General features: G+C 50.7%; 19 protein-coding genes and 1 pseudogene. 14 read left to right on the top strand and 6 right to left on the bottom strand.

What is annotated here, in order from left to right; genetic code table 11:
• Both MES37_RS13150 and MES37_RS13155 read left to right on the top strand, forming a co-directional pair.
• Positions 1-708, top strand: a 708-nt coding sequence (locus MES37_RS13150; protein WP_237931664.1) for a hypothetical protein, incomplete at its 5' end; no start/stop codon positions are given.
• A gap of 102 nt (positions 709-810) precedes the next feature.
• Positions 811-1,275 (top strand): NUDIX domain-containing protein, encoded by a 465-nt coding sequence (locus tag MES37_RS13155; protein WP_121813381.1) that lies wholly within the window; start codon positions 811-813, stop codon positions 1,273-1,275.
• A gap of 248 nt (positions 1,276-1,523) precedes the next feature.
• On the opposite strand, the gene MES37_RS13160 is transcribed toward MES37_RS13155, so the two are convergent.
• Positions 1,524-2,327 (bottom strand): hypothetical protein, encoded by an 804-nt coding sequence (locus MES37_RS13160; RefSeq protein WP_237931666.1) that lies wholly within the window; start codon positions 2,325-2,327, stop codon positions 1,524-1,526.
• Between the two features lie 351 nt (positions 2,328-2,678).
• Between MES37_RS13160 and MES37_RS13165 the strand changes: the two genes are divergently transcribed.
• Entirely contained in the window at positions 2,679-3,458 is a 780-nt protein-coding gene (locus tag MES37_RS13165) for a hypothetical protein (RefSeq protein WP_237931668.1), read from the top strand.
• Positions 3,459-3,691: 233 nt separating this feature from the next.
• Here MES37_RS13165 and MES37_RS13170 read toward each other — a convergent pair whose 3' ends face one another.
• Positions 3,692-4,663: a LacI family DNA-binding transcriptional regulator gene (locus MES37_RS13170; protein ID WP_064547022.1), complete on the bottom strand. Its 972-nt coding sequence runs from the start codon at positions 4,661-4,663 to the stop codon at positions 3,692-3,694.
• A 185-nt stretch (positions 4,664-4,848) separates the two neighbouring features.
• Between MES37_RS13170 and MES37_RS13175 the strand changes: the two genes are divergently transcribed.
• From MES37_RS13175 to MES37_RS13190, 4 genes are read left to right on the top strand one after another with little or no spacing between them, the layout of a single operon-like run.
• Entirely contained in the window at positions 4,849-6,096 is a 1,248-nt protein-coding gene (locus MES37_RS13175) for an MFS transporter (RefSeq protein WP_064547020.1), read from the top strand.
• Complete coding sequence (locus MES37_RS13180; protein ID WP_237931670.1) at positions 6,086-7,174, top strand: Gfo/Idh/MocA family protein; 1,089 nt, start codon at positions 6,086-6,088, stop codon at positions 7,172-7,174. The genes MES37_RS13175 and MES37_RS13180 overlap by 11 nt, the downstream gene beginning before the upstream one ends.
• Positions 7,174-8,232 carry a sugar phosphate isomerase/epimerase family protein gene (locus MES37_RS13185; protein WP_237931672.1) on the top strand — a complete coding sequence of 353 codons (1,059 nt, stop codon included), beginning with the start codon at positions 7,174-7,176 and terminating at the stop codon, positions 8,230-8,232. Before MES37_RS13180 ends, MES37_RS13185 begins: the two co-directional genes overlap by 1 nt.
• 2 nt (positions 8,233-8,234) lie before the next feature.
• A complete protein-coding gene (locus tag MES37_RS13190; protein ID WP_237931674.1) occupies positions 8,235-9,350 on the top strand; it encodes a Gfo/Idh/MocA family protein in 1,116 nt (371 codons plus the stop codon).
• Positions 9,351-9,405: 55 nt separating this feature from the next.
• Here the strand turns inward: MES37_RS13190 and MES37_RS13195 are convergent, their stop codons facing one another.
• Both MES37_RS13195 and MES37_RS13200 read right to left on the bottom strand, forming a co-directional pair.
• Positions 9,406-9,816 carry a hypothetical protein gene (locus MES37_RS13195; RefSeq protein WP_237931676.1) on the bottom strand — a complete coding sequence of 137 codons (411 nt, stop codon included), beginning with the start codon at positions 9,814-9,816 and terminating at the stop codon, positions 9,406-9,408.
• 2 nt (positions 9,817-9,818) lie between these two features.
• On the bottom strand, positions 9,819-10,997 hold the full coding sequence (locus MES37_RS13200) for a hypothetical protein (RefSeq protein WP_237931678.1): 1,179 nt from the start codon (positions 10,995-10,997) through the stop codon (positions 9,819-9,821).
• 321 nt (positions 10,998-11,318) lie between these two features.
• Here MES37_RS13200 and MES37_RS13205 point away from each other — a divergent pair, with 321 nt between their 5' ends.
• The 7 genes and pseudogenes from MES37_RS13205 to MES37_RS13235 all read left to right on the top strand — a co-directional run bounded on the left by MES37_RS13205 (position 11,319) and on the right by MES37_RS13235 (position 19,792).
• Positions 11,319-12,584, top strand: coding sequence for an ABC transporter substrate-binding protein (locus MES37_RS13205; RefSeq protein ID WP_232885943.1), 1,266 nt, complete (start codon positions 11,319-11,321; stop codon positions 12,582-12,584).
• Positions 12,585-13,498, top strand: a pseudogene (locus tag MES37_RS13210) (carbohydrate ABC transporter permease). It begins immediately after the preceding gene.
• Complete coding sequence (locus tag MES37_RS13215; RefSeq protein ID WP_064547008.1) at positions 13,498-14,343, top strand: carbohydrate ABC transporter permease; 846 nt, start codon at positions 13,498-13,500, stop codon at positions 14,341-14,343. The pseudogene MES37_RS13210 and the gene MES37_RS13215 overlap by 1 nt, the downstream one beginning before the upstream one ends.
• Before the next feature lie 2 nt (positions 14,344-14,345).
• Positions 14,346-15,440, top strand: a complete 1,095-nt coding sequence (locus tag MES37_RS13220; RefSeq protein WP_237931680.1) for an ABC transporter ATP-binding protein — start codon at positions 14,346-14,348, stop codon at positions 15,438-15,440.
• A gap of 77 nt (positions 15,441-15,517) precedes the next feature.
• Positions 15,518-17,158 carry a glycoside hydrolase family 13 protein gene (locus MES37_RS13225; RefSeq protein ID WP_237931682.1) on the top strand — a complete coding sequence of 547 codons (1,641 nt, stop codon included), beginning with the start codon at positions 15,518-15,520 and terminating at the stop codon, positions 17,156-17,158.
• Between the two features lie 3 nt (positions 17,159-17,161).
• Positions 17,162-18,811, top strand: coding sequence for a glycoside hydrolase family 13 protein (locus MES37_RS13230; RefSeq protein ID WP_237931684.1), 1,650 nt, complete (start codon positions 17,162-17,164; stop codon positions 18,809-18,811).
• 174 nt (positions 18,812-18,985) lie between these two features.
• Positions 18,986-19,792 carry a YdcF family protein gene (locus tag MES37_RS13235; RefSeq protein ID WP_237931686.1) on the top strand — a complete coding sequence of 269 codons (807 nt, stop codon included), beginning with the start codon at positions 18,986-18,988 and terminating at the stop codon, positions 19,790-19,792.
• A 109-nt stretch (positions 19,793-19,901) separates the two neighbouring features.
• Here MES37_RS13235 and MES37_RS13240 read toward each other — a convergent pair whose 3' ends face one another.
• On the bottom strand, positions 19,902-21,320 hold the full coding sequence (locus tag MES37_RS13240) for an L-fucose/L-arabinose isomerase family protein (protein WP_237931688.1): 1,419 nt from the start codon (positions 21,318-21,320) through the stop codon (positions 19,902-19,904).
• Positions 21,321-21,339: 19 nt separating this feature from the next.
• Positions 21,340-22,830, bottom strand: coding sequence for an FGGY family carbohydrate kinase (locus tag MES37_RS13245; protein ID WP_237931690.1), 1,491 nt, complete (start codon positions 22,828-22,830; stop codon positions 21,340-21,342).

Genomic DNA, 22,830 nt, shown 5'->3' on the forward strand with positions numbered 1-22,830 from the left:
AGGGATGAGTGCTCAGCTCATCTTGATACTCTCATGGCTCTGGGTCAGTCAAAGACTCAATATTACGCAGAAAAAATAAACACAGATTTATTAGGGGCAGGGCTTGGTACCAATAGAACGTTTCCCATAAGTTCAATACAATCTTTTATTTATCAAACAAAAGCCTTTACGTCAGATAATGCAAAAAATATTACTGACGTTGTGAATAATTCGGTATCAGATTTCGTTGCAGGCGACAATAAATCTGCTGTTGCAACAATAGTTAGTGGGTTTGTCAATATTCTTTTTGGTTCAACTGAGGGTTCTGAAAGCGAAGTACTCAGGTATTGCGCTATTCTTGAAGGTGCATCAATGGTTCGCCTCGATTTTGCTGGGTGGTCACGCACGGTGACATCTACATCATTGAAATCAAAATGCGATAAGGTCAGCTCATTTGTGCTCTACCGTTCAATTGTCGACATGAGCAAAGTCACACTGAATGATTTTATCCAGGTATATCAAGTGACGGTTAAAGCAGAAAATAAAGACATTGATACTGCTGGCATGCTTAAAAAATGCCAGGATCTCTATTATGTATTCAATCCAAAATCAAAACCTCTTAATCACGTATCTGATTTTGCATTAAATCTTGATTCACACGAGCAATTTGAACCATCAGTGGGTCATAAGTCACTAGATGTTTTCAGCAATAAAATAACTTCATTGTAGAAAATACATTTAATTAGCTGAGCATAAGAATCTCCCTCACAGGCAATCTGAGTCTTTGCCTGTGCGGTGAGAGTTGTTCATATATAAATACAGGAATTAATTATGGCTAAAATATATCTCATACTCACTGATCGGAAATACGTGCTCGTTGCCAAAGGTGGCAAGTCGGGAAATCCACCCGAGGAACGCCGTGGATATCATCTCCCCGGCGGGAAATTTGAAAATAGAGATAAAAATAGCTTCGGTACCGTTATTCGTGAGCTTGAAGAAGAAACGGGTATTAAACTTGAAAACCATCAACCATGGGGCAATGAGATTACCCATAAAAAAGCTGTGGGTGCTAAATTTGTTATCGTAGAAACTGAAAACGTACCTGCTTTGGTTGAAGGGTTCAATAATCTCGATGTTTCTAAACGCCCTAAAATAACCAATAAATACGACGAGCCATTTACGGAATTGGTCAGTCTGCCATTAGAAAACTGCTGGAAAGACAAGAATTTTAATTCAGATTATTTGACCGATTATTTTGGTTATGGACTTGAAGAAGCCATGAAAGTACTTGGCTGAGATTAAACTACTTCCCGATAGTTTTGGAGCGTGAGTTTTAACCTTTTTATATAAAGTGTTAGACCCCGAAGGAACGGGGTTTTTTCTGTATGCTGGGCATGTTCAGCATCTCGGGGTGAACTGTCCAGCCGTTTGATTATCGCAGGGTATTGCTCTGATCATGTCCGCTTCTACCTTGAAGCTGCCTACAGCTGCTATGAGGATGGCTAGTTTGTAGAAATATATGGTGGAAAAGTGTTAATTGTTTCTCAAGGTTTTAATTTTCCTAAACCTATTGCGTATGCCTTTTCCAGTGCTGAATAGCTTCCCGGTGCACCATATAGATCGGTTTGAATAGGTATCACCTGGCGACACTGCTGAATTTTTTGCTGAAGGAAGTCAGTTAAAATCTTGTCATCGATAAACTCGCGTCTTTCGACCATACGCCTCGGTAATGTCCAGCGGTCCCAAAATACAACTTTTTCTTCATGGATCAATTTGGCAACCTGAAGCCATGCCTGGAATGTCCCATCTTTAATTCTGTAACTGATAAAATCAAAGGGTTCCAGATTGATATTCGAAGCCCATTCCTGAAGTTTAGCTCCATCTTTTAGCTGCCTAATGCTCTGCAAATAGTAACCAATTTGTTGTTCTGGATTTCCCCATAAACGCATCTCGGTATTATTTTGGTTCAACGTTTGCAATTCAATCAAAATCTCAACGGCATTTTTATATGGAAACCACATTGACCCTTCTGCGGCTCTAAAACGCAGTAACGGGCGGTCATTGACAACTTTTTGGCTAATGCTTTTCACGATAAGTTTCATGTCTAAACCAGGGGGTAACTGCTGCCAACAAGAATCCCAAGGGGAATACAATTGAGCGACAATCCAGATAACATCCCCTGGCTTAATGCGGCTTGCAGGCCCCTGCGTAGACCTTGTTATGTGATAAGTGGGATAATATATAGATTCCGGAGTTTTTTTTCTTGCCGCATAAAATGGCGGGGCAACAATGTCATCATTTTTTTGAAGAAGGATATTTCTTCTAATGTAATGGATAAAGTGATTCATACGCCCACCCTTTGCAAGATTTAACATATTTAAAGTATCATCTATACCCAAAATGATTCGAGTTGTAGGTAGGCGGCAAGGGAGCAAATTCTCAGGAGCTTACCTGAGTAAGTGACTGGGATTTGTGAGTGTAGCCAACACCCCTGCAACTTGAAGGATGACGGGTATATACAGTCTTTAATACTTCCGCATTAACAAATTAAAAAATTTAAACTTTTGTATGACAGTTTATCCATTGTGCCATTGTAATAGTTAGTTGAGTACCAAGGGGACGCATATGCAGATCATAGATACACCCCTTGATATTATCCAGGGTTATGGGACTAAAATTAACTTGCAAGGTGCAACATCATGGAAACTAACATTGAAAATGAATCATTTATTACAGCTAAGTTACGTAATAAACTGAGTATTATCGTTGTCTGTATTGTGTTGGCTTTAATTGCTGCTTTAAGCTCCGCTGCTATTATAGTTGGCCTGTATGACCCTGCGGGAAAGGAAAGATTTGCTCACACTAAAGATATACTTAATATAATTCTTCCACTTTTGGCAACCTGGATGGGTACTGTGCTGGCATTTTATTATACGCAAAAAAGTATGGATGCTGCGACTCAGCAAACCAATCAGATCATCAGACACTTAACCAGCGATCAAAAACTAAGTGAAATCAGTGCGGAAGATGTGGCTATTGATATGACATCTACTGACGTGACAACTTTAATATTAAAAGATCCTGGAGATGCCGCAAATCTTAATTTACTGAAAAATGTGTTAGAAGAGAAATTGGAAACAACAGGAAGAAATAGGTTGCCTATTATTGATGGCAATGGTGTTGTTCTTTATATACTACATCGTAGTGCAATCGATCAATTTATCATTGATAAACATAAAAGTAATAACTCGGATATAAGAACGTACACCCTCGCTGATTTACTCAGTGATGCGAAATGGAAAGTCATTTTCCAGTCATTCGGGACGATACGTAGAGCAGATAAGCTTTACGCAGCCAAAAAGGCTATGGATACAAATATATATTGTGAGGACGTATTTGGAACTGAAGATGGTACTCGTTCATCTAAAGCGCAATTCTGGTTAACGAACATAACCATTGAACAGCGCTCAATTGTGTGATTACAGAAAAACTTTAGGTGACCATGATGGGACTGACCCGGCCCTATAGTCAGGAATGAGCATTGAACTTCAGATGATGAAGTTCAATGCTCAGCTACCTTATAGACCCAAAATCATTTGAGTTGCATCGCGGCGGCAAGAGAACGAGTCCCGATGAGCTTAGTAAACTAAGTGATTCGGGCGAGTAAGCGTAGCCAACAAAGATGCAACTTGAAGTATGAAGGGTATAGACGTCACACCGACCCACGCACCACCAGTTTCCAGTCCAGAATCTCATTCACGGTTTCGACTTCCGGGTTATCAATACGCTCGAGCAATAATTGCACGCTGCGTACGCCGAGCTGGTGCATCGGTTGTTCGATGGTGGTGAGAGGAGGGAAGGTCACTGCGCCAAACGGTACGCCATCAAAGCCCATAATCGCCACATCTTCAGGTACACGCAGGCCTTGCTCATGGGCGTAATGCAGCGCACCACCGGCCAGTGCATCGGATATCGCGAATACCGCATCCGGCGGTTCTGGCAGGGTGAACAGTTCGGCCATTGCCTGCACGCCTGCCTGATATTCAAGGCCATCGGCATACACCACCGCTTGCCAGTTTTTGCCACAGGATGCGCGATAACCCGCTTCACGTTGTTGGGAGTAGAGATAACGCAAATCGCCGTTAATCAAAGCGATGCGTTGGTAACCCGCGCTGTTCAGGTGGTCGACGGCGGCGGCAGCCGCTTTAAAGTTATCAATAGTCACCGACGAGGCACGATAACCGGGGTCGCCTTCGCCGCATTGTACCCACGGCGAGTCACCGATTAGCGTCGTTAATCCAGGTAAACAACTGACGGCATCCATAGTGATCACACCATCGACCACTTTGCCGCTCAACAGGCGCAAATAGGCCGATTCGCGGGTTAGACGCGATTCAGAATTACACAGCAGAATGTGGTAACCGTGTTTTTCCGCTTCTTCTTCGATGCCACGCACCACACGGGCGCAGAAGGGGTTGGTGATGTTGGACACCAGCACCAGCAACATGCGGCTGCGTGAAGTGCGCAACTGGCGCGCCAGCAGGTTAGGTTGGTATTCACAAGCCTCAATTGCCGCCAGCACTTTGTCGCGCGTATCGGGTTTCACCGCAGGGTTGCCATTCAGCACCCGGGATACGGTGGCGGTAGAAACCCCAGCCATTCGCGCCACTTTATCTATCGACATGTTGATCCTTTGCCCGATCGGTTGAATTGTGAACCGCATTCCAGATTTGAATTGATACTACCAAATAATTCACCAGCATGATGGCAAGTTAAATGAAATCGATTACATTTTTATTGAAGTGCGAATGTAATCGATTACAAAAATAACCTCTTACCCTTAAATCAATACTCTGTACCGGAGGATTTATGTCTTCTCAGTCGGCCGTTGGGGCACAAGTGGTCACTCATAAATGGGTGATTCCACGCCTGTCGTTAATGATGTTTCTCGAGTTTTTCGTCTGGGGTGCCTGGTATGTGACCCTCGGCGTGGTGATGGGCAAATACGGCCTGAGCGCATTAATTGGTGATGCGTATTCCACTGGGCCAATCGCCTCGATTTTGTCGCCGTTTGTGCTAGGCATGTTGGTCGACCGTTTCTTTGCCTCGCAAAAGGTGCTCGGCGTGTTGCACCTGGTCGGCGCGGCGTTGTTGTGGTGGCTGCCAGGGATGTTTGAAAGCGGGCAGAGTGGCCTGTTGTGGGTTGTCTTCGCCTACATGCTTTGCTACATGCCGACCATCGCGTTGAGCAATAACGTGGCGTTCCACAGCCTGGCAAACAGCGAAAAAGGGTTCCCGATTGTGCGTGCGTTCGGCACCATCGGCTGGATTGTCGCAGGGCTGATTGTTGGCACCAGCGGTCTTTCAGATAGCACCGGCATCTTCACGCTGGCAGCCATCGCTTCGGTGGTGTTGGGGATCTACAGCTTCACGCTGCCGAATACCCCCGCGCCGGATCGCGGCAAACCGCTTTCAATGCGTGACCTGGTGTGTGCCGACGCTTTTGCGTTGCTCAAACAGCGCCACTTCATGGTGTTTATCATCTGCGCCACGCTGATCTCGATTCCTCTGGCGGCTTATTACGCCTACGCCGCACCGTTTATTTCAGCGGTTGGTTTTGAAAACGTGAGTGGGGTGATGGCGTTTGGTCAGATGTCTGAGCTGCTATTTATGCTGCTGATTCCGTTCTTCTTCCGTCGTCTGGGCATCAAAATGATGCTGCTGATCGGCATGTTATCGTGGTTCCTGCGCTACGCGATGTTCGCCCTCGGAATTACCGAAGAAACGCGCTGGATGATCTACATCGGCATCATCCTGCACGGGGTCTGTTACGACTTCTTCTTTGTGATTGGCTTTATCTACACCGACAAAGTGGCGGGCAACAAAGTGAAAGGGCAAGCGCAAAGCCTGCTGGTGCTGTTCACCTACGGTCTTGGCATGTTGATTGGTTCGCAAATCAGCGGCGCGGTATTTAACCGCTCAGTGACTGCGAAAGGTGCGGAGGGCTTATTGCAATGGCAACAATTCTGGTGGATGCCAGCGATTGCAGCGGTGGTGATCGCCGCCATCTTCTTCTTCAGCTTCAATTACAAAGAGGGTGAGCAGCATGGCAAATAAGCCGCTGCGCGTGTTGGTTGTGGGCTGCGGGAATATGGGAGCCGCCCACAGCCTGGCGTATCAGCAAGTCGATGAGTTTACGCTCTGCGGGCTGGTGGCTCGCGGAGCGTCAAAAGTTCGCCTCAAAGCACAACTGGCGGCCGACATTCCGCTGTTCGATGATTTGCCGCAGGCAATCAAAGAAACCCAGGCTGATGCGGTGTGCATCGCTACCTGGCCGGATAGCCATGAAGCGCTGGCGCTGACGGCACTGGCGGCAGGTTGCCATGTGTTTCTGGAAAAACCGCTCGCCACCACGGTGAGCGGGGCGAAACGTGTTGTTGCTACCGCGAAACTTGCGGGCAAGAAACTGGTTGTCGGGTACATTCTGCGCCATCACCCTGTCTGGCAGCGGTTTATTCAGCTATCGCACGGGCTGGGCAAACCGCTGGCGATGCGCATGAACCTCAATCAGCAAAGTAGCGGCAGCGCCTGGCACACCCACAAAATGCTGATGCAGTCGCTTTCGCCTATCGTCGATTGCGGTGTGCATTACCTTGACGTGATGTGCCAGATGGCGCAATCCAGTCCGCTGTCGGTGAGTGCGATTGGCGTGCGTTTAAGCGACGAAATCGCGCCAAAACAGTTCAACTACGGCCAGCTTCAGGTGCGTTTTGAAGATAGTTCAGTTGGCTGGTACGAAGCGGGTTGGGGGCCGATGATGAGCCAAACGGCCTTCTTTATTAAAGATGTAATTGGCCCGCAAGGTTCGGTGTCGATCGTGGCGCGCGAAGCCGGGGGCGAAGGGCAATCGGCAAATGTTGAGGCGCACACACGTACCGAATCGTTACGCATGCATCACGCCGAATTAAACGCGCAGGGTGAGTTTGCTCACCAGGATGAATGGGTGACAGCAAGCGATGAACCGGACCATTTTGCCTTGTGCCAACGGGAACAACAGTTTTTTGCCCGTGCCATTTTTGATGATAGCGATTTGTCACTGCATCAGCAGCAGGCGATTGAAAGCCTCGCTGTGGTGCTGGCGGCGGATCTTGCGGTTCGTGAACAACGCACGGTGTTAATTAAGGAGATGTTGTAATGAAAACCCTGAAAGGGCCGTCCATTTTTCTCTCGCAGTTTATTACGGATAAGCCACCATTTAATTCCCTGGAATCCCTTGCCGAGTGGGCGGCGGGGTTAGGTTACAAAGCGCTACAAATCCCAACACACTTACCGCATATTTTTGATCTCACCAAAGCGGCGCAAAGCCCGGAATACTGTGCAGACATTCGTGCAATGCTGGCAAATGTTGGGCTGGAAATCAGCGAGTTATCGACCCATTTGCAAGGGCAATTGGTGGCCGTGCATCCGGCGTACGATGCGGCATTTGCAGGCTTCGCGCCGCCTGAACTGGCGCACGATGCTAGTGCCCGTCAACAATGGGCAGTCAACAGCCTGAAACAAGCGGCTCGCGCTTCACAAAATTTAGGGCTAAATGCCCACGCGACTTTTTCTGGCGCGCTGGCGTGGCCCTATTTTTACCCGTGGCCGCCGCGCAACGAACAACTGCTTGATGAAGCGTTTCGTGAACTGGCTTTCCGCTGGAAACCGATACTGGACAGTTTTGACGAGGCGGGCGTTGATGTCTGTTTTGAGCTGCATCCCGGCGAAGATTTGCATGATGGCGTCACCTTTGAGCGTTTTCTGGCGCTGGTCGATAACCACCCGCGTTGCAATATTCTTTACGATCCAAGCCATATGCTGCTGCAACACCTCGATTACCTCGGTTTTATTGACCATTACCACGAGCGAATCAAAGCCTTCCACGTTAAAGACGCCGAGTTTCAGACGTCGGCAAAAAGCGGCGTTTATGCGGGTTATCAGCCGTGGATTGAGCGCCCAGGTCGCTTTCGTTCGCTGGGGGACGGGCAGGTTAATTTCAAGGCAATTTTCAGCAAACTTGCGCAATACGACTATGACGGATGGGCTACGCTTGAATGGGAGTGTTGCCTGAAATCAGGCGATGCGGGGGCGCGCGAAGGGGCAAAATTTATCGCCGATCATATTATTCCGGTTGCCGATTATGCCTTTGACGACTTTGCGCATCACGAAAGCGATGTGTCTGCGGTGCGTCGTATGCTCGGGCTGGAGGGTTAACCATGAAACGGCTACGTTTAGGGATGGTCGGTGGCGGTGAAGGTTCATTTATTGGTGGCGTGCATCGTATTGCGGCAAGGCTTGATGACCAGTTTGAATTAGTCGCCGGTGCATTTTCATCCTCGCCAGAAGTGGCAAAACGCAGCGGTGAAGCGCTGTATGTTGATGCCGGGCGGTGCTACGCCAACTGGCAGGAGATGGCGCAACAAGAATCCGCTCGTGCCGACGGTATCGAAGTGGTGGCGATTGTCACCCCTAATCATCTGCATGTTCCGGTGGCAAAAGTCTTTTTAGAGCACGGTATTCACGTGATTTGCGATAAACCGCTTGGTGTGACGCTGGCGGAAGCACAGGCGTTGGCGCAGGTTATCGAAACCAGCGGGTGCCACTTTATTCTCACCCATAACTACAGCGCGTTGCCGATGGTCCGGGAAGCGCGCGCCCGTATTGCCAATAGCGAAATTGGCGATATTCGCGCCATTGAAGTTGAGTATTTGCAGGACTGGCTGAACGACCGGTTAGAGCTGACCGATAACAAGCAGGCGAGCTGGCGCGGTAATCCTGCAATGGCTGGCGCTGGGGCGATTGGCGATATTGGTACCCACGCCTGGCAACTGGCGGCGTTCGTCAGCGGCATGGAACCAGAATTAGTGCGTGGCGAACTGCTAACGCGCATTGAAGGGCGGGTGCTGGACGATGAAGTGTACGCCGAAATGCGTTATGCCAATGGTGCAAGAGGGCGTTTGTGGGCAAGCCAGGTGGCACCCGGTTTTGAAAACGACCTGCGTCTGCGCATCGTTGGCAGCAGGGCGACCATCAGCTTCCGTCAGCAACAACCTGAAATCCTTGAAATACATCCGCATCATGGCAATAGTTACGTTGTCACGCGCAATGGTGTCAACAACCACGATTCTGTGCGCCACCAGTGCCGCACACCCGCAGGCCATCCCGAAGGTTATCTGGAAGGATTCGCGCAAATCTACCGTGAAGCCGCGATTAAAATTCGTGGTGGCAAAGCGCCGTTGCTTCCTGGCATCGCCGAAGGACTGGCTGGCATGAAGTTTATCGAAACAGTACGGGAAAGCAGCCATCGCGGTGGCGAATGGCTGGAATGGTGAAAAAGTGCAGGGTGAAAAGGGTCTGAGAAAGATCCTTTTCACTTGCTATTCAACTTTATGGTTCAACAACTTTCAGTGTGTATTCTTTACTAAATTCGCTGGCTGGGGCGATCATGCTGCCGTACATTCCGCCGCCAATGTTTATTTTTAGCTCGCCGGATTTTGTGGGAGTGCCATATATTTCTACGCAGTTATAATTATGAGGATCTCTCGTTTTCGCTGAAATTCTCCATTCGTCCATTGGACAATTTCGTAGAAAAACCCCGCTATTATCTGGTGAGACAAAGCCAACTCGTCTCTCGGGGCCGCCAATCACCGCACCACCCAATATATCAATCTTGAAAAAATAAGGCTTACCAACGGTTGCAGCCTTTAGAATCTTCCCGTCAGGGATATATTCAACTTTTGGGCTGCATGCAGATATACCAAAAGTGATAATGATAAGTAATAATCTAGATAAGTTCATGTTTATTTTAGTGGTTTAAAAACCAGCCCTCCAAAAAATCGGTTAATGAAAAATGACATATCTTTTCTTGGTTTTATCTGATCGGACACATCTCCCCATGAGAATAATTTTAGATGCACATTGTTATAGCTGTCTTGTGTTACCGATTCATCCCATACAATCCAGTGAGAGGGAACGGTTAAAGTTGAATGACTATTTTTAAGCAGCCCATCATTTATTAATGTGACAACTTTATAACCTTTCCCTACATAGTCATTTAACTCACGAATCCCCTGAATACCCGTCTGGGTTACTCCGATATTACTGAATACTTTTTCATATCCCGTTTTCTCAAACCATTCTGTCAGCGTTTGCCACATGGTGATCCCCGCTATGGGGGAATCGAGCGTATCAAAGCTCAATGCCGAATTTTCTGAGTCTCTCAAACCTGCCAGCATTATCCAGTCCAGACCGGTAATCTTTTGTCTGCCATACCCATCGTAAAAATCGCCAGAAGGATGCCGGCAACCGTCACCGGGAGTGATTTCAAGTTCACCAATTTTTGTTTTTCCATACTGCCAGAGATCTTGTGCTGCCTGGACATACACATCGGGTCGGTCTTGTTGCAGACAGTAAAAAAAGGCAGCAGGGCCGCACAGACTGGAAGCATTCTGATCGGGGAATGTCACTTGGTTAAATCGATTCTTTATTTGCCCTTCAATAATACTTTTTTCAAATGGGTCGAGGGGATCGCCAACCGGATATTGTTCAGCAATAAACGGCCTTTCATGGCTTGATATCTGAACTGATAAGATGTTTTTACCCGAGCTTGACAGTTTGGTTGTCCCTTGCGAAATAAAATAGCAGGGGTTTTCACGTTTAAGCGGAGAGAAGGCTTTACCGGAGGAAAATTCCTCCAGCGTGTACATTCGGGTAAAAGGCACCGGTGAAACACAATGAGTATGGAGCATTGTTTTCTGGTAAAGCGTGACTTCCATAATGCAGATTGTCGAAAGTGGGTCACTGATGTTTTCGGTGAAATGCTTCTGGGTTTCATAATTACCCTGAATCTGTTGTTGCTTCACATCCACAAATGTATGTTTATTCCCTTTTGAATCCATTTTATATATACACAAATCATATGACATAGACTCTGCTGGGGCATTAGAGTTAATCCGTGTGCTGAGAGGGTGAATTGCCATAATTATTCCTTCAATTAATAAGCAGTTTTACTATGTAATATAAACTTACAGGCATCATACAGTACTGATGTATTACACCAAATAATCCACTGTCGGTTATTTTGTTCGTAATAGCACGTTGCTTGAAGCCAGTTTTTCCTGTTATCTCTGCACGTAGCCTGTCTTATCGAAAAGTGAAATAAAAAATAGCGATACGTGCACCAGGTCGAGATTTCGTACAAAGATTAGCCAGCTAAGTTGCTGATGTAGGCGGTTGTTAACTAGCTTTTTTAATGGTGTAGCTGTTTTCCCTCCAGTTTGGTCAAAACAAATGAGGAAGCCATGAAAAAGCTGACGTTAAGTCTGATTACCTTAGCGCTTGCGGGCGTTTCTAACGCTGCGTTTGCCGATACCCTGCGCATGGAATGCCCGATCTCGCCTGGCGGTAAGGAATACTGCAACTACGTCAAAGACCGATTCGAGAAGCAGACCAGCAACAAGCTGGAATTTATCGAGTTCCCTGCGGCGTCTGACGAAAAGCTGGCTTTGTTGCAACAGTTGTTCGCCGCTAAAGATGAGAAAGCGGTCGATTTATTCCAGTCAGATACCATCTGGGTGGGTCTGCTCGATAAGCAAACGCTCGATTTAACCGATGCGGTTGGCGACATGAAAGGGGATTTCTTCCCCGGCCCCTGGGCGAACGATACGGTAAACGGCAAGGTGAAAGCGGTTCCGGCGTATCTCGACACTGGCGTGCTCTATTACCGCAAAGATCTGCTGGAAAAATACAACGAGCAGCCGCCGAAAACCTGGGAAGACCTGACGCGTATCGCCACCAAAATTCAGGAAGAAGAACGCAAAGCCGGACACAAAAATTTCTGGGGGATGATCTTCCAGGGCAAGTCGTATGAAGGGCTGACCTGTAACGCGCTGGAGTGGATTGATTCTTACGGCGGCGGCACGTTTATCGACGAAAAAGGGAACGTGACCATTAACAATCCTAAAGCGGCAGCGGCGCTGGATATGGTCGCGGGCTGGATGGGTAAAATCACGCCGAAAGGGGCGTTGGGTTACAAAGAAGAAGAGTCTCGAGCGGTATTCCAGAATGGTGACGCGTTGTTTATGCGCAACTGGCCTTACGCCTATTTGCTCTCGCAAGGGGCGGATAGCCCGCTGAAAGGCAAAGTTGGCGTGGCACCTCTGCCTGCGGGGCCTGAGGGCAAATCAGCTAATGCGCTGGGTGGCTGGCAGTGGTCTATCAATGCGAATACCAAAAACAAAGATGCGGCGATTGCGCTGCTGAAAATCCTCACCGATGCTGATTCGCAGAAAATGCAGTTGAAGTATCTCGGTTTTGCACCGACGCGTTCGGCCCTGTATGAAGACAAAGCAGTGCTGGAAGCCGCACCCCATCTGACGTTGTTTAAAGAAATCTTCGCCAACGCGGTACCGCGTCCAGCAACCGCCACCAAAAGCCAGTATCCGCGAGTCTCTAACGCAATCTTCAACGTCACCTTCAAAGTGCTCAATGGCAGTAGCGACGGCAAAACGGCCGTGGCGGATCTGCAAAAACGCCTTGAACGCGTGAAAGGTAAGGACTGGCACTAATTGGCCCGTTCATACCAACAGCGGCGTCGCCGTATCGCGTGGATACTGGTGGCGCCCGCACTCTTGTTACTTGCACTGGCGGCCGGATGGCCACTGGTGCGCACCTTCTTCTTCAGTTTCACCAATGCGATGCTCGACAACCCGTCTGAGTATCAAATGGTGGGGTTGGCAAATTATTACGCTACTCACGACGGCGACAGCAGCGGGGTGTTGGTCGATCCGCTGTGGTGGCAAGCCGTTGGCAATACCTTGTGGTTTACCGTGGTGTCGGTCGGCATCGAGCTGTTTCTTGGCATGTTGCTGGCGCTGTTAATGAACCAGAACTTTCGTGGCCAGGGCTTAGTCCGCACCGCGATTCTGGTGCCGTGGGCGATTCCTACCATTGTGAGCGCCAAAATGTGGGGCTGGATGTTCCACGACCAGTACGGCGTGGTGAACGATTTGCTGGAAAAAATATTTGGTTATCAGGCAAATCTGGCATGGATTGCCGAACCGTCGCTGTCGATGTGGGCGGTGGTGATTGCCGATGTCTGGAAAACCACACCATTTAGGCCCTGATGCTGCTGGCGGCACTGCAACTGATCCCTAACGATCTTTACGAAGCGGCGCGTGTCGATGGTGCCAGCGCGTGGCAGCGTTTCAAGCGCATTACCTTGCCGCTGATTATGCCCGCGATGATTGTGGCGCTGATTTTCCGCGTCATGGACGCGATGCGGATTTTCGACCTAATCTTCGTGCTCACCTCCAATAGTGAAGCCACGATGTCGATTTCCGGTTATGCCCGCGAGCAAATTATCTCTTATCAGGATATGGGGATGGGGTCGGCCGCCTCTGTGCTGGTGTTTATGATGGTAGCGGGCATTGCTGCCTGTTTTATCCGCGTCTCACGCTTAAACGAGAAGGAGAAGCGGTGATGAAAACCACGCGTCGGCAGCGCAAATTTGCGCACAATCTGGTGATTTATGGGGGGGCGACCTGCGCGGTGTTGTTCTGTGTTTTTCCGTTTTATTACGCCATTCTGACCTCGCTGCGCACTGGGCAGGAGCTGTTTTTACCGGCCTACTTCCCGAGTGGTTATCACTGGAGCAACTACGTCACCGCGCTGGTGGCGAACGGTATTGCGCGTAGCTTACTGAACTCGGTACTGGTCGCGACGATAACCGTGGGGATTTGCTTGCTGGTGTCTATTACGGCTTCATTCGCACTGGCGCGGGTGCAGTTTCGCGGGCGTAAATTCCTGTTGTTCACCATTCTGTGTGTCTCGATGTTCCCGCAGGTGGCGGTGCTAACTGGCATGTTCGAGCTGGTGCGTTTTCTTGGGTTATATGATTCGCTTGGCGCACTGGTGTTGTCGTACACCACTTTTTCGCTGCCGTTCACCGTTTGGGTGCTTACCACCTTTATGAAATCGATTCCGGTGGAGCTGGAGGAGGCGGCGATTGTCGATGGCGCGAAAACCTGGACCATTATCCGCCGCGTGTTTGCGCCGATTCTGGCTCCAGCACTGGTCACCACCGGCTTGCTGGCGTTTATCGGCGCGTGGAATGAATTTATGTTCGCGCTGACGTTTATTATTTCCAGCGATAAACGCACGGTGCCGGTGGCGATAAGTATGTTCAGCGGCGCGTCGACCTTTGAGTTGCCGTGGGGCAGCATTATGGCAGCCTCAGTCATGGTGACGCTGCCGATTATCGTGTTGGTGCTTATCTTCCAGAAACGCATTGTCAGCGGGCTAACCAGTGGGGCGATTAAGGGATAACCATGGCGCAACTTGTGCTCGATAAAATTCAAAAACGCTATAACAGCACTTCGGAAGTGATTAAACCGCTCGATCTGGAAGTGAATAGCGGCGAGTTTGTGGTGGTGGTGGGGCCTTCCGGCTGCGGGAAGTCGACATTACTGCGCATGGTCGCAGGGCTTGAGGAAATCAGCGGCGGCGAGATGCGTATTGACGGCGTTTGCGTTAACGATGATTCGCCGTCGGAACGCGGCATTGGCATGGTGTTCCAGTCTTACGCGCTGTATCCGCACATGACGGTGTATCAGAACATGGCGTTTGCGCTGGAGATGGCGAAACTGCCGGTCAAAATCATCGATGAAAAAGTGCGAGAAAGTGCGCGCATTTTACAGCTTGAGCATTTGCTCGATCGGCGCCCTAAAGATCTCTCCGGCGGCCAGCGCCAGCGTGTGGCTATCGGGCGAGCCATTGTGCGTGAGCCGAGTCTGTTTCTTTTCGATGAGCCGCTCTCAAACCTTGATGCTTCACTGCGCGTGCAAATGCGCATGGAAATCGCCGCCCTGCATAAACGTATCAACGCCACGATATTGTACGTCACTCACGACCAGGTCGAAGCGATGACGCTGGCCGACCGTATAGTGGTGCTTAATCAGGGGAAAATTGAGCAGGTGGGTACGCCGCTTGAGCTCTACGACCGCCCGGCGAACGTGTTTGTCGCGCAGTTTATTGGCTCGCCAAAAATGAATTTGATCCACGGTGTGTTAACGCACGGCAGCGCACTGCGTACCGATGTTATGTTGGAGAATCGCCAGGAAATTACGCTGCCGATAAACAGTGCCGGCGTGCCAGAAGGGCAAGCGGTGCAACTGGGTATTCGCCCGGAACACGTCCAGATAACCGAGCTGGTGCAGGCGGATATCGAAGGCGAAGTGTTGTTTGTCGAACAGATGGGCAACGAGACTTTACTGTACGTGAACAGCGGTTATGGTAGCGAACCGTTAGTTATGCGCCATACTTTCAGGCTTGAGATTAAGGCTGACAGACGTATCGGCCTGCGGCTACCGCCGGAAAATTGCTATTTGTTTAATAATGACGGGCGGGCATTTGTGCGAATTTAGCTGATGATTATTGGGGTGGATGACGCGGTTCGTAGGTCGGATAAGCGCAGCGTCATCCGACAAAAAAGGAGAAAAAAGTGGAAAAAAAATGGTGGCACAACGCGGTGGTGTACCAAATCTATCCGCGTAGTTTTATGGACAGCAACGGCGATGGTATCGGCGACATTAACGGCATCATCAGCAAACTCGACTACCTGCAACAGCTCGGCATCAACCTGATTTGGCTCTCGCCGGTTTACCGCTCGCCGATGGACGACAACGGTTACGACATTTCTGATTACGAAGACATTGCCGCCGAATTTGGCAGCATGGCACAAATGGAATCCCTGATCGCGCAGGCCAAACAGCGCGACATTCACATCCTGATGGATTTAGTCGTCAACCACACATCCGATGAACATCCGTGGTTTATCGAAGCGTTGAAATCTAAAGACAACCCTTATCGTGACTATTATATCTGGCGCAAACCTGCGGCAGATGGCGGCCCGCCGAACGATTTCCACTCATATTTTGGCGGCAGTGGCTGGGCATTTGATGAAGCCAGCGGCGAATATTATCTACACCAGTTCTCAACACGCCAGCCCGACCTCAACTGGGAAAACCCACGCGTTCACGCTGAAGTCCACGCCATGATGAACCGCTGGCTGGCGAAAGGCATCTGCGGTTTCCGCATGGACGTTATCGACCTTATCGGTAAAGAAGTCGACGCACAGAAAATGGCGAATGGCAAAAATCTGCACGCTCTGATTCGCCAGATGAACCGTGCCACGTTTGGCAAAGGTGACGCCGTCACGGTGGGTGAAGCCTGGAGCGCCACGCCCGCTGACGCACTGCTTTACAGCGGTGTCGAGCGCGAAGAACTCTCTATGGTTTTCCAGTTCGACCACATCAAACAGTTTTGGGATGAGCACGCCGGGAAATGGCGCAGCAAGCCATTTGAACTGGCGAGTTTCAAAGCGGTCATTGAGAAGTGGCAAACCGCACTGGCGCACCAGGGCTGGAATTCGCTGTTCTGGAGCAACCACGATTTACCGCGTGCGGTGTCAAAATTTGGTGACGAAGGCGAGTTCCGTGTGGCTTCGGCCAAAATGCTTGCCACCGCGCTGCATTGCCTGAAAGGTACGCCGTATATTTATCAGGGTGAAGAGATTGGCATGACCAACGTGCGCTACGAAACCATTGATGAATATCGCGATATCGAAAGCCTGAATCTTTATCAAGAGCGGCTGGCGGAAGGTGTCAGCCATGAGGAGATGATGCAGGGGATTCATGCTAACGGGCGTGATAACGCGCGCACGCCGATGCAGTGGGACGATAGCCCGAATGCAGGTTTCACCACCGGAACACCCTGGATTACCGTGAACCCGAATTACCGCGAGATCAATGTCGCGGCGGCCCTCGCCGAACCGGATTCAATTTTGTGGCATTACCAGAAACTGGTGGCGTTGCGTAAACAGTACCCGGTTTTGGTGTACGGCGATTTCCAGCCTGTACTGCGCGAGCATCCGCAGGTTTTTGCCTGGCTAAGAGCACTTGATAGCGAGCGGTTATTGGTCATCAATAATTTCACCGCTGAGCACCTGACGCTCGATATCCCGCATCAGATGCAGAACTGGCACGGCGAATGTTTGATTAGCAACTACGCGCCACGCGATCGGCTTGCTGTCAGTATTGAACTCCAACCTTATGAATCTTTTGCTTTATTAATCGGGAGGTAAACGATGGCGAGCTGGTGGAAAGAGGCGGTGGCCTACCAGATTTATCCGCGCAGTTTTAAGGACAGCAACGGTGATGGCATTGGTGACCTGAACGGCATCACTGAAAAGCTCGATTACCTCAAAGATCTAGGCATCGATCTCATTTGGATCTGCCCGATGTACAAATCGCCTAACGATGATAACGGTTACGACATCAGCGATTATCAGCAAATCATGGCGGAATTTGGCACCATGGCGGATTTCGACCGCCTGCTGGAACAAGCCCACGCGCGTGAGATGCGGTTGATTATCGACCTGGTGGTTAACCACACTTCCGATGAACATCCGTGGTTTCTTGAATCGCGTTCCTCACGTGATAACCCGAAACGTGACTGGTACACCTGGCGCGATGGTAAAAATGGGGCGGAACCCAATAACTGGGAAGGGATTTTTAAAGGTTCAGCCTGGGAATTTGACCCGCACACCGAACAGTATTACCTGCATCTGTTTACCCGTCGCCAGCCGGATCTGAACTGGGAAAACCACGATGTACGCCGCGCGGTGTACGACATGATGCGTTGGTGGCTGGATAAAGGCATCGACGGTTTCCGTATTGATGCCATCTGCCATATGAAAAAAGAACCGACGCTTGCCGACGCGCCGAACCCCGACAAACTGCGTTATGCGCCATCAATGAAAAGCCATCTCAATTATGACGGGTTGCTCGACTATGTGGACGATATGAGTGAGCAGGTATTTCAGCATTACGACATCGTAACGGTTGGGGAAGTGAACGGCCTGAATTCCGAACATGCTGAAGAGTGGGTGGGCGAACATCGTGGGCGGCTCAATATGGTGTTCCAGTTTGAACACGTGCGTTTATGGGAGCCAGAGGCCGGTTTGCGCCCGGAACCGGCGGTCCTGAAAAAGATCTTCACCGCCTGGCAGCAAGCGCTGGAAGGCAGAGGCTGGAATGCGTTGTATGTGGAAAACCACGACCTGACGCGCATTACTTCGCGCTGGGGTGACACCGAGCACCACTGGCGGGAAAGTGCGACCTGCATTGCAGCACTCTATTTCTTAATGCAAGGGACGCCGTTTATCTATCAGGGCCAGGAAATTGGCATGACCAATACCCGCTTCGAGGGGCTGGACGATTTTGATGATGTCTCTGCGAAAAACATGTGGCGCGAGCTGGAAGCTCAGGGCAAAAGTGAAGCTGAAATCATCGCGTTCCTCACCAATACCGGGCGTGATAATTCGCGCACGCCGATGCAGTGGAATGGCTGGCCAAACGCCGGTTTTAGCGATGCCGCACCGTGGTTTAAGGTGAATGCTAACCATGAAATGATTAACATCGCCAGCCAGCAGCAAGACCCGGATTCGGTACTGAGTTTTTATCGCGCGTTGATTCAACTGCGTAAACAAGAGCACACGTTAATTTATGGGCGCTACGAGCTGGAGCTGGAAGACCACGAACAAATTTATGCTTATAGACGTGTGCTTGAAGAGTCGGAATTCGTGGTGCTGTGCAATATGTCGGGGAAATCGGCGCGCTGGACGGGGGAGGAATTAGCGCTCGAATGGGCCGAATGTGTGCTGGGGAATTACCCGCAGGTGGATGAACTGTATCGGCTGCATCCGTGGGAAGCGCGGGTTTATAAGCTCACCTAAACAAGTTTGTCGGATGACGCTGCTGTATGACCTATGAAAAACGGTTTTGTAGGGTGGATAAGCGCCAGCGTCATCCACCGTTTTCGCCACGCTTATTGAAGTCTCAGAGCAACCCTATACAGTAACGGCGCGGCCTGCGGTATGATGTGCGCTGGTTTTTAACAAGGAGGGGTTATGTTGTCGACAACATTTCCAGCTTTGCAGGCCACGACCATTGGTTCCATTAATACATTGGGCGAGTGGCTTTCTCACAATGAGTTTGATGCACTGCCCGCGGTGACTGATGGCGAACTGATTATTCTCGCAGGCAATGCCGTCATTCCCACCATTGATGCGGCCTGCGAGCTTGCAGCTAACAGCGAACTGCCGCTGCTCATTACCGGCGGTATTGGGCATTCCACAACCTTTTTATACGCAGCCATCGCTAAACATCCGCGCTATAACACTATCCCAACCACCGGGCGCGCTGAAGCTGCAATCATCAAAGATATTGCTACCCAGTTCTGGAAGATCCCCGCTGAAAAAGTGCTGACGGAAGAGAAGTCCACCAACTGCGGCGAGAACGCACGCTTCACTTATGACTTGATGCAAACGCTGAAAATAACACCTGCGAGCGCGATCGTTATTCAAGATCCCACCATGCAGCGCCGTACCGTCGCGACATTTGAACGTGCCTGGCAGAATGATGCACATCAACCACAGTGGCGCAGCTGGCCGGGGTTTGTGCCGTTGCTGGTCAGTGACGAAACCCAGACTGTATTTCGTCCGCATCAAAAAGGATTATGGCCGGTTGAGCGTTACATTTCGCTGGCGCTGGGGGAAATCCCGCGAATCAGAGATGATGCGCAGGGCTACGGGCCAAACGGACGTGACTTTATTACCCACGTAGATATTCCGCTGGCCGTGATTAATGCCTGGGAAGTTCTCGCCAGTGATGCCGCGCTGGCACAGTGGATGCACGAGCGTGGTTTATCAATATGAGTGATTTCGGCGGATGACGCTGCGCTTATCCGCCCTACAAAATCAACACAAGAAGCGCATTTGTTGTTTGTAGGGTGGATAAGCGAATGCGCCATCCACCGTTTTCACCTTAACGATGCTGGTAACAGTTCACCCCTAAATACTTGTTGAACGCTTCCTGTAACACCGCACCCGTCGCTGAGTGGTTCATGGCGACGTGGTGCTCAAAACCGTTATTACAAATCCACGCCAGTAAATTCTCCAGATGTGGCACTTCAATGACCGCACGGCAGCCGACGGTATCTAACGGATCGTCAACCGATTGCCCTTCGCCAACATAGGCTTTCACTTCGCCAGTAAAATCATCCGATGACAGACGGAAGTAGGTCAGCGGCCCGCTTTTCAGGCGCCCATGCACCGCGCCACAGGTGTTTTCTTTGCCGACCGTAGTGCCAATGATATCGGCGGTACCCATCGACGGAGATTCCAGGCTGCTGCTGGCAAAGTTCCCGCAGTGGAACAGCACGCATTTGTTGCGATCGTCGCCGAAGTTGTTATTCCAGTCGGCAATCGAGGCCGGGTTAAGCGACGCGCTGGCGAGGGCATACATCGACAACGCGCCCATCACGTCCACTTCGCAGGCGCTCGGCATTAACTGCCCGGACATCACGCTCATAATCGAGCAAACGTTAATGCCGAGGTTTTCCTGAAGCGAGGTCCAGCACTGGATCGCGGTGGTGTCGATGTCGTTTGCCACCACCCATTCGCTGATCACCACAAATAGTTTTGCCATTTGGGTTAACTTATCGGCTGGGATCCCGCTGGCGTCAGCGTTTTCAATTAAGATGCCACGCTTCTCATGCACCCGCAGATCGTCATCGCTGATATGTTTGATGCGGGTGAAGATTTCAGACAGGTCGAGGGTTTCCACCGCCACGCCCATTTTTTCGAGCAGCTTTTCGCTATAGCGCACGGTGTTAAAACTGGCCGGGCGCGCACCAATCGCCCCGATGCGCACGCCCTGCATCGATTTCACCACCCGGCAGATTTGCGCAAAACGCTGTAAATCTTGTTCGAACACTTCACCGCTTAACGCACACACATGCTGCGTGGTGAGCGTGAAGGGGATGTTGTACTGGCGCAGGTTGTTACACAGGGAAATTTTCCCGCAGAAGCTATCGCGGCGAGTCGCCAGGCCCATTTTGTCAAGATTGTCTTCTTCAGCCTGGATTAACACCGGGACTTTCAAACCGGAAAGGCGAATCGCTTCTGCCACCGCTTTTTCATCGCCAAAGTTTGGCAATAACACCACTACACCATGAATGTCGTCACGATGCTGGCGGAACAGTTCGGCGCATACTTTGGCATCCTGGCGGGTTTCGACACCGCCGAGATGCGTTTGCCCATCTTTTAACATCACGGTTTTGATACCCAGTTTGCCAAACAGCGCTTCGGCCTGTTCGTGCGCTTGCGCCACTAAATAGCTCGGGAAGAACCCGCGGTTTCCGATGATAACGCCGAAAGTTAATTCTTTTGGGATACGAGACATGGCTTCACTCCAGTAAAAGTTAATTCGGCACAAAGCGGCAGCGGGCCACGGCTTCAAGCCACTGTTTATAGTTTTGTTGCATTGCTTTTTGTTGTTCTGCCCGTGGCTGCAAACGCTCGCCACAGTGGGCCAGTGCGGCAAGCGGTGTACCGTCTTGCCACCAACCAAGGGTTTTTCCGGCTAACAGCGTTGCGCCGAGTGCGGAGATTTCAGCTGCGGGTTGAATGATTAACGGGCGTTGCAGCACATCAGCCTGCAACTGCATCAACCAGCGATTTTGGGTGGCGGTGCCATCAACGCACAGCGATTCGATCCGTTGACCGATTGCCTGTTCCATGGCGAAAAAGACATCGGCAATTTGATAGACCAGCGACTCCAGTGCGGCTCGCGCCAGCACTGCAGGGGTGGCGGCGTCCGTCAGGCCGCAAATCATGCCGCGCGCGTGTAAATCCCACCACGGCGCACCCAGTCCTGAAAGCGCAGGCACGTAATAGACGCCCTGGTTACTTTCTGCGGATTGCGCAAGCCGGGTCAGTTCTGCCGGATCGCTGATGCCCAGCATTTTCCCAAGCCATGCGGCACCCGAGCCGGTATGGGTGATGTTGCCTTCCAGCGCGTAATTCAGCTCGCCGTCGTGCCAGGCAAGCGTGGTGCTCAGGCGATTGCTGCGGTTTGCCGGTTCGGGAAGCGAAAGCATCAATGACGAGCCGGTACCATAAGTGGCTTTCACCACCTGCCCGCAAACGCTGCGTTGGGCGTACAGTGCCGCATGTGAATCACCGATCAGTGCCAGCACCGGCGTACCGATCGGCAAGCCTGGAATGGTGTTGATTTGCACTTCGCCATGATGCCCGGCAGAAGGGCGCACTTCAGCAAGTGCCGCACGCGGAATGCCGAATAATTGCAGCAGTTCGTCGTCCCATTTGCCCCGGTAAATATTAAACAGCTGCGTGCGAGCGGCATTCGAGTAGTCGGTGGTAAACGAGTGTCCGGCAGTCAGTTGCCAGTTCAACCAGGAATCGATGGTTCCGATACACAGCTCACCCGCTGCGGCACGTTTCACACCGTCTGGAATGGCGTCGAGCAGGGCGCGGATTTTCGCCGCCGGGAATAATGGGTCGACGGGCAGGCCAGTTAGACGGGTGATAAGCTCGCCATGGCCCTGCGCTAAAAGTTGCTCACACGTTTGTTCTGAGCGGCGATCCTGCCAGCTGACGACGGGCGTGAGTGGTTTACCACCATGGCGCTGCCACACCAACACGGATTCACGCTGGTTGCTTATCGCAATGCCTGCGATGGTGGCGGAGCCAAGTTGTTGCAGGCAGCCGCTCAGCGCTTCGCAAACGGCGCGCCACAGCGCAACGGGATCTTGCTCTGCAAGCCCTGGTGCCCGGTGCGTCATTGCCACGCCGACACTGCAACGGGCACAGATTTCCCCGTTGCTATTCACCGCCACCACTTTGGCGTTGGTGGTGCCCTCATCAATAGCCAGAATTACCGGGCTGGACAT

Origin of the sequence: Buttiauxella sp. S19-1, from assembly GCF_022134725.1 — a bacterium.
In the GTDB taxonomy this organism is placed as follows: Bacteria; Pseudomonadota; Gammaproteobacteria; order Enterobacterales; family Enterobacteriaceae; genus Buttiauxella; species Buttiauxella ferragutiae.

Bases quoted from the DNA above. Each gene is read 5' to 3' on its own strand.
- MES37_RS13155 (WP_121813381.1), top strand. From the start codon at position 811: ATGGCTAAAATATATCTCATACTCACTGATCGGAAATACGTGCTCGTT.
- MES37_RS13160 (WP_237931666.1), bottom strand. From the start codon at position 2,327: ATGAATCACTTTATCCATTACATTAGAAGAAATATCCTTCTTCAAAAA.
- MES37_RS13165 (WP_237931668.1), top strand. From the start codon at position 2,679: ATGGAAACTAACATTGAAAATGAATCATTTATTACAGCTAAGTTACGT.
- MES37_RS13170 (WP_064547022.1), bottom strand. From the start codon at position 4,663: ATGTCGATAGATAAAGTGGCGCGAATGGCTGGGGTTTCTACCGCCACC.
- MES37_RS13175 (WP_064547020.1), top strand. From the start codon at position 4,849: ATGTCTTCTCAGTCGGCCGTTGGGGCACAAGTGGTCACTCATAAATGG.
- MES37_RS13180 (WP_237931670.1), top strand. From the start codon at position 6,086: ATGGCAAATAAGCCGCTGCGCGTGTTGGTTGTGGGCTGCGGGAATATG.
- MES37_RS13185 (WP_237931672.1), top strand. From the start codon at position 7,174: ATGAAAACCCTGAAAGGGCCGTCCATTTTTCTCTCGCAGTTTATTACG.
- MES37_RS13190 (WP_237931674.1), top strand. From the start codon at position 8,235: ATGAAACGGCTACGTTTAGGGATGGTCGGTGGCGGTGAAGGTTCATTT.
- MES37_RS13195 (WP_237931676.1), bottom strand. From the start codon at position 9,816: ATGAACTTATCTAGATTATTACTTATCATTATCACTTTTGGTATATCT.
- MES37_RS13200 (WP_237931678.1), bottom strand. From the start codon at position 10,997: ATGGCAATTCACCCTCTCAGCACACGGATTAACTCTAATGCCCCAGCA.
- MES37_RS13205 (WP_232885943.1), top strand. From the start codon at position 11,319: ATGAAAAAGCTGACGTTAAGTCTGATTACCTTAGCGCTTGCGGGCGTT.
- MES37_RS13215 (WP_064547008.1), top strand. From the start codon at position 13,498: ATGAAAACCACGCGTCGGCAGCGCAAATTTGCGCACAATCTGGTGATT.
- MES37_RS13220 (WP_237931680.1), top strand. From the start codon at position 14,346: ATGGCGCAACTTGTGCTCGATAAAATTCAAAAACGCTATAACAGCACT.
- MES37_RS13230 (WP_237931684.1), top strand. From the start codon at position 17,162: ATGGCGAGCTGGTGGAAAGAGGCGGTGGCCTACCAGATTTATCCGCGC.
- MES37_RS13235 (WP_237931686.1), top strand. From the start codon at position 18,986: ATGTTGTCGACAACATTTCCAGCTTTGCAGGCCACGACCATTGGTTCC.
- MES37_RS13240 (WP_237931688.1), bottom strand. From the start codon at position 21,320: ATGTCTCGTATCCCAAAAGAATTAACTTTCGGCGTTATCATCGGAAAC.
- MES37_RS13245 (WP_237931690.1), bottom strand. From the start codon at position 22,830: ATGTCCAGCCCGGTAATTCTGGCTATTGATGAGGGCACCACCAACGCC.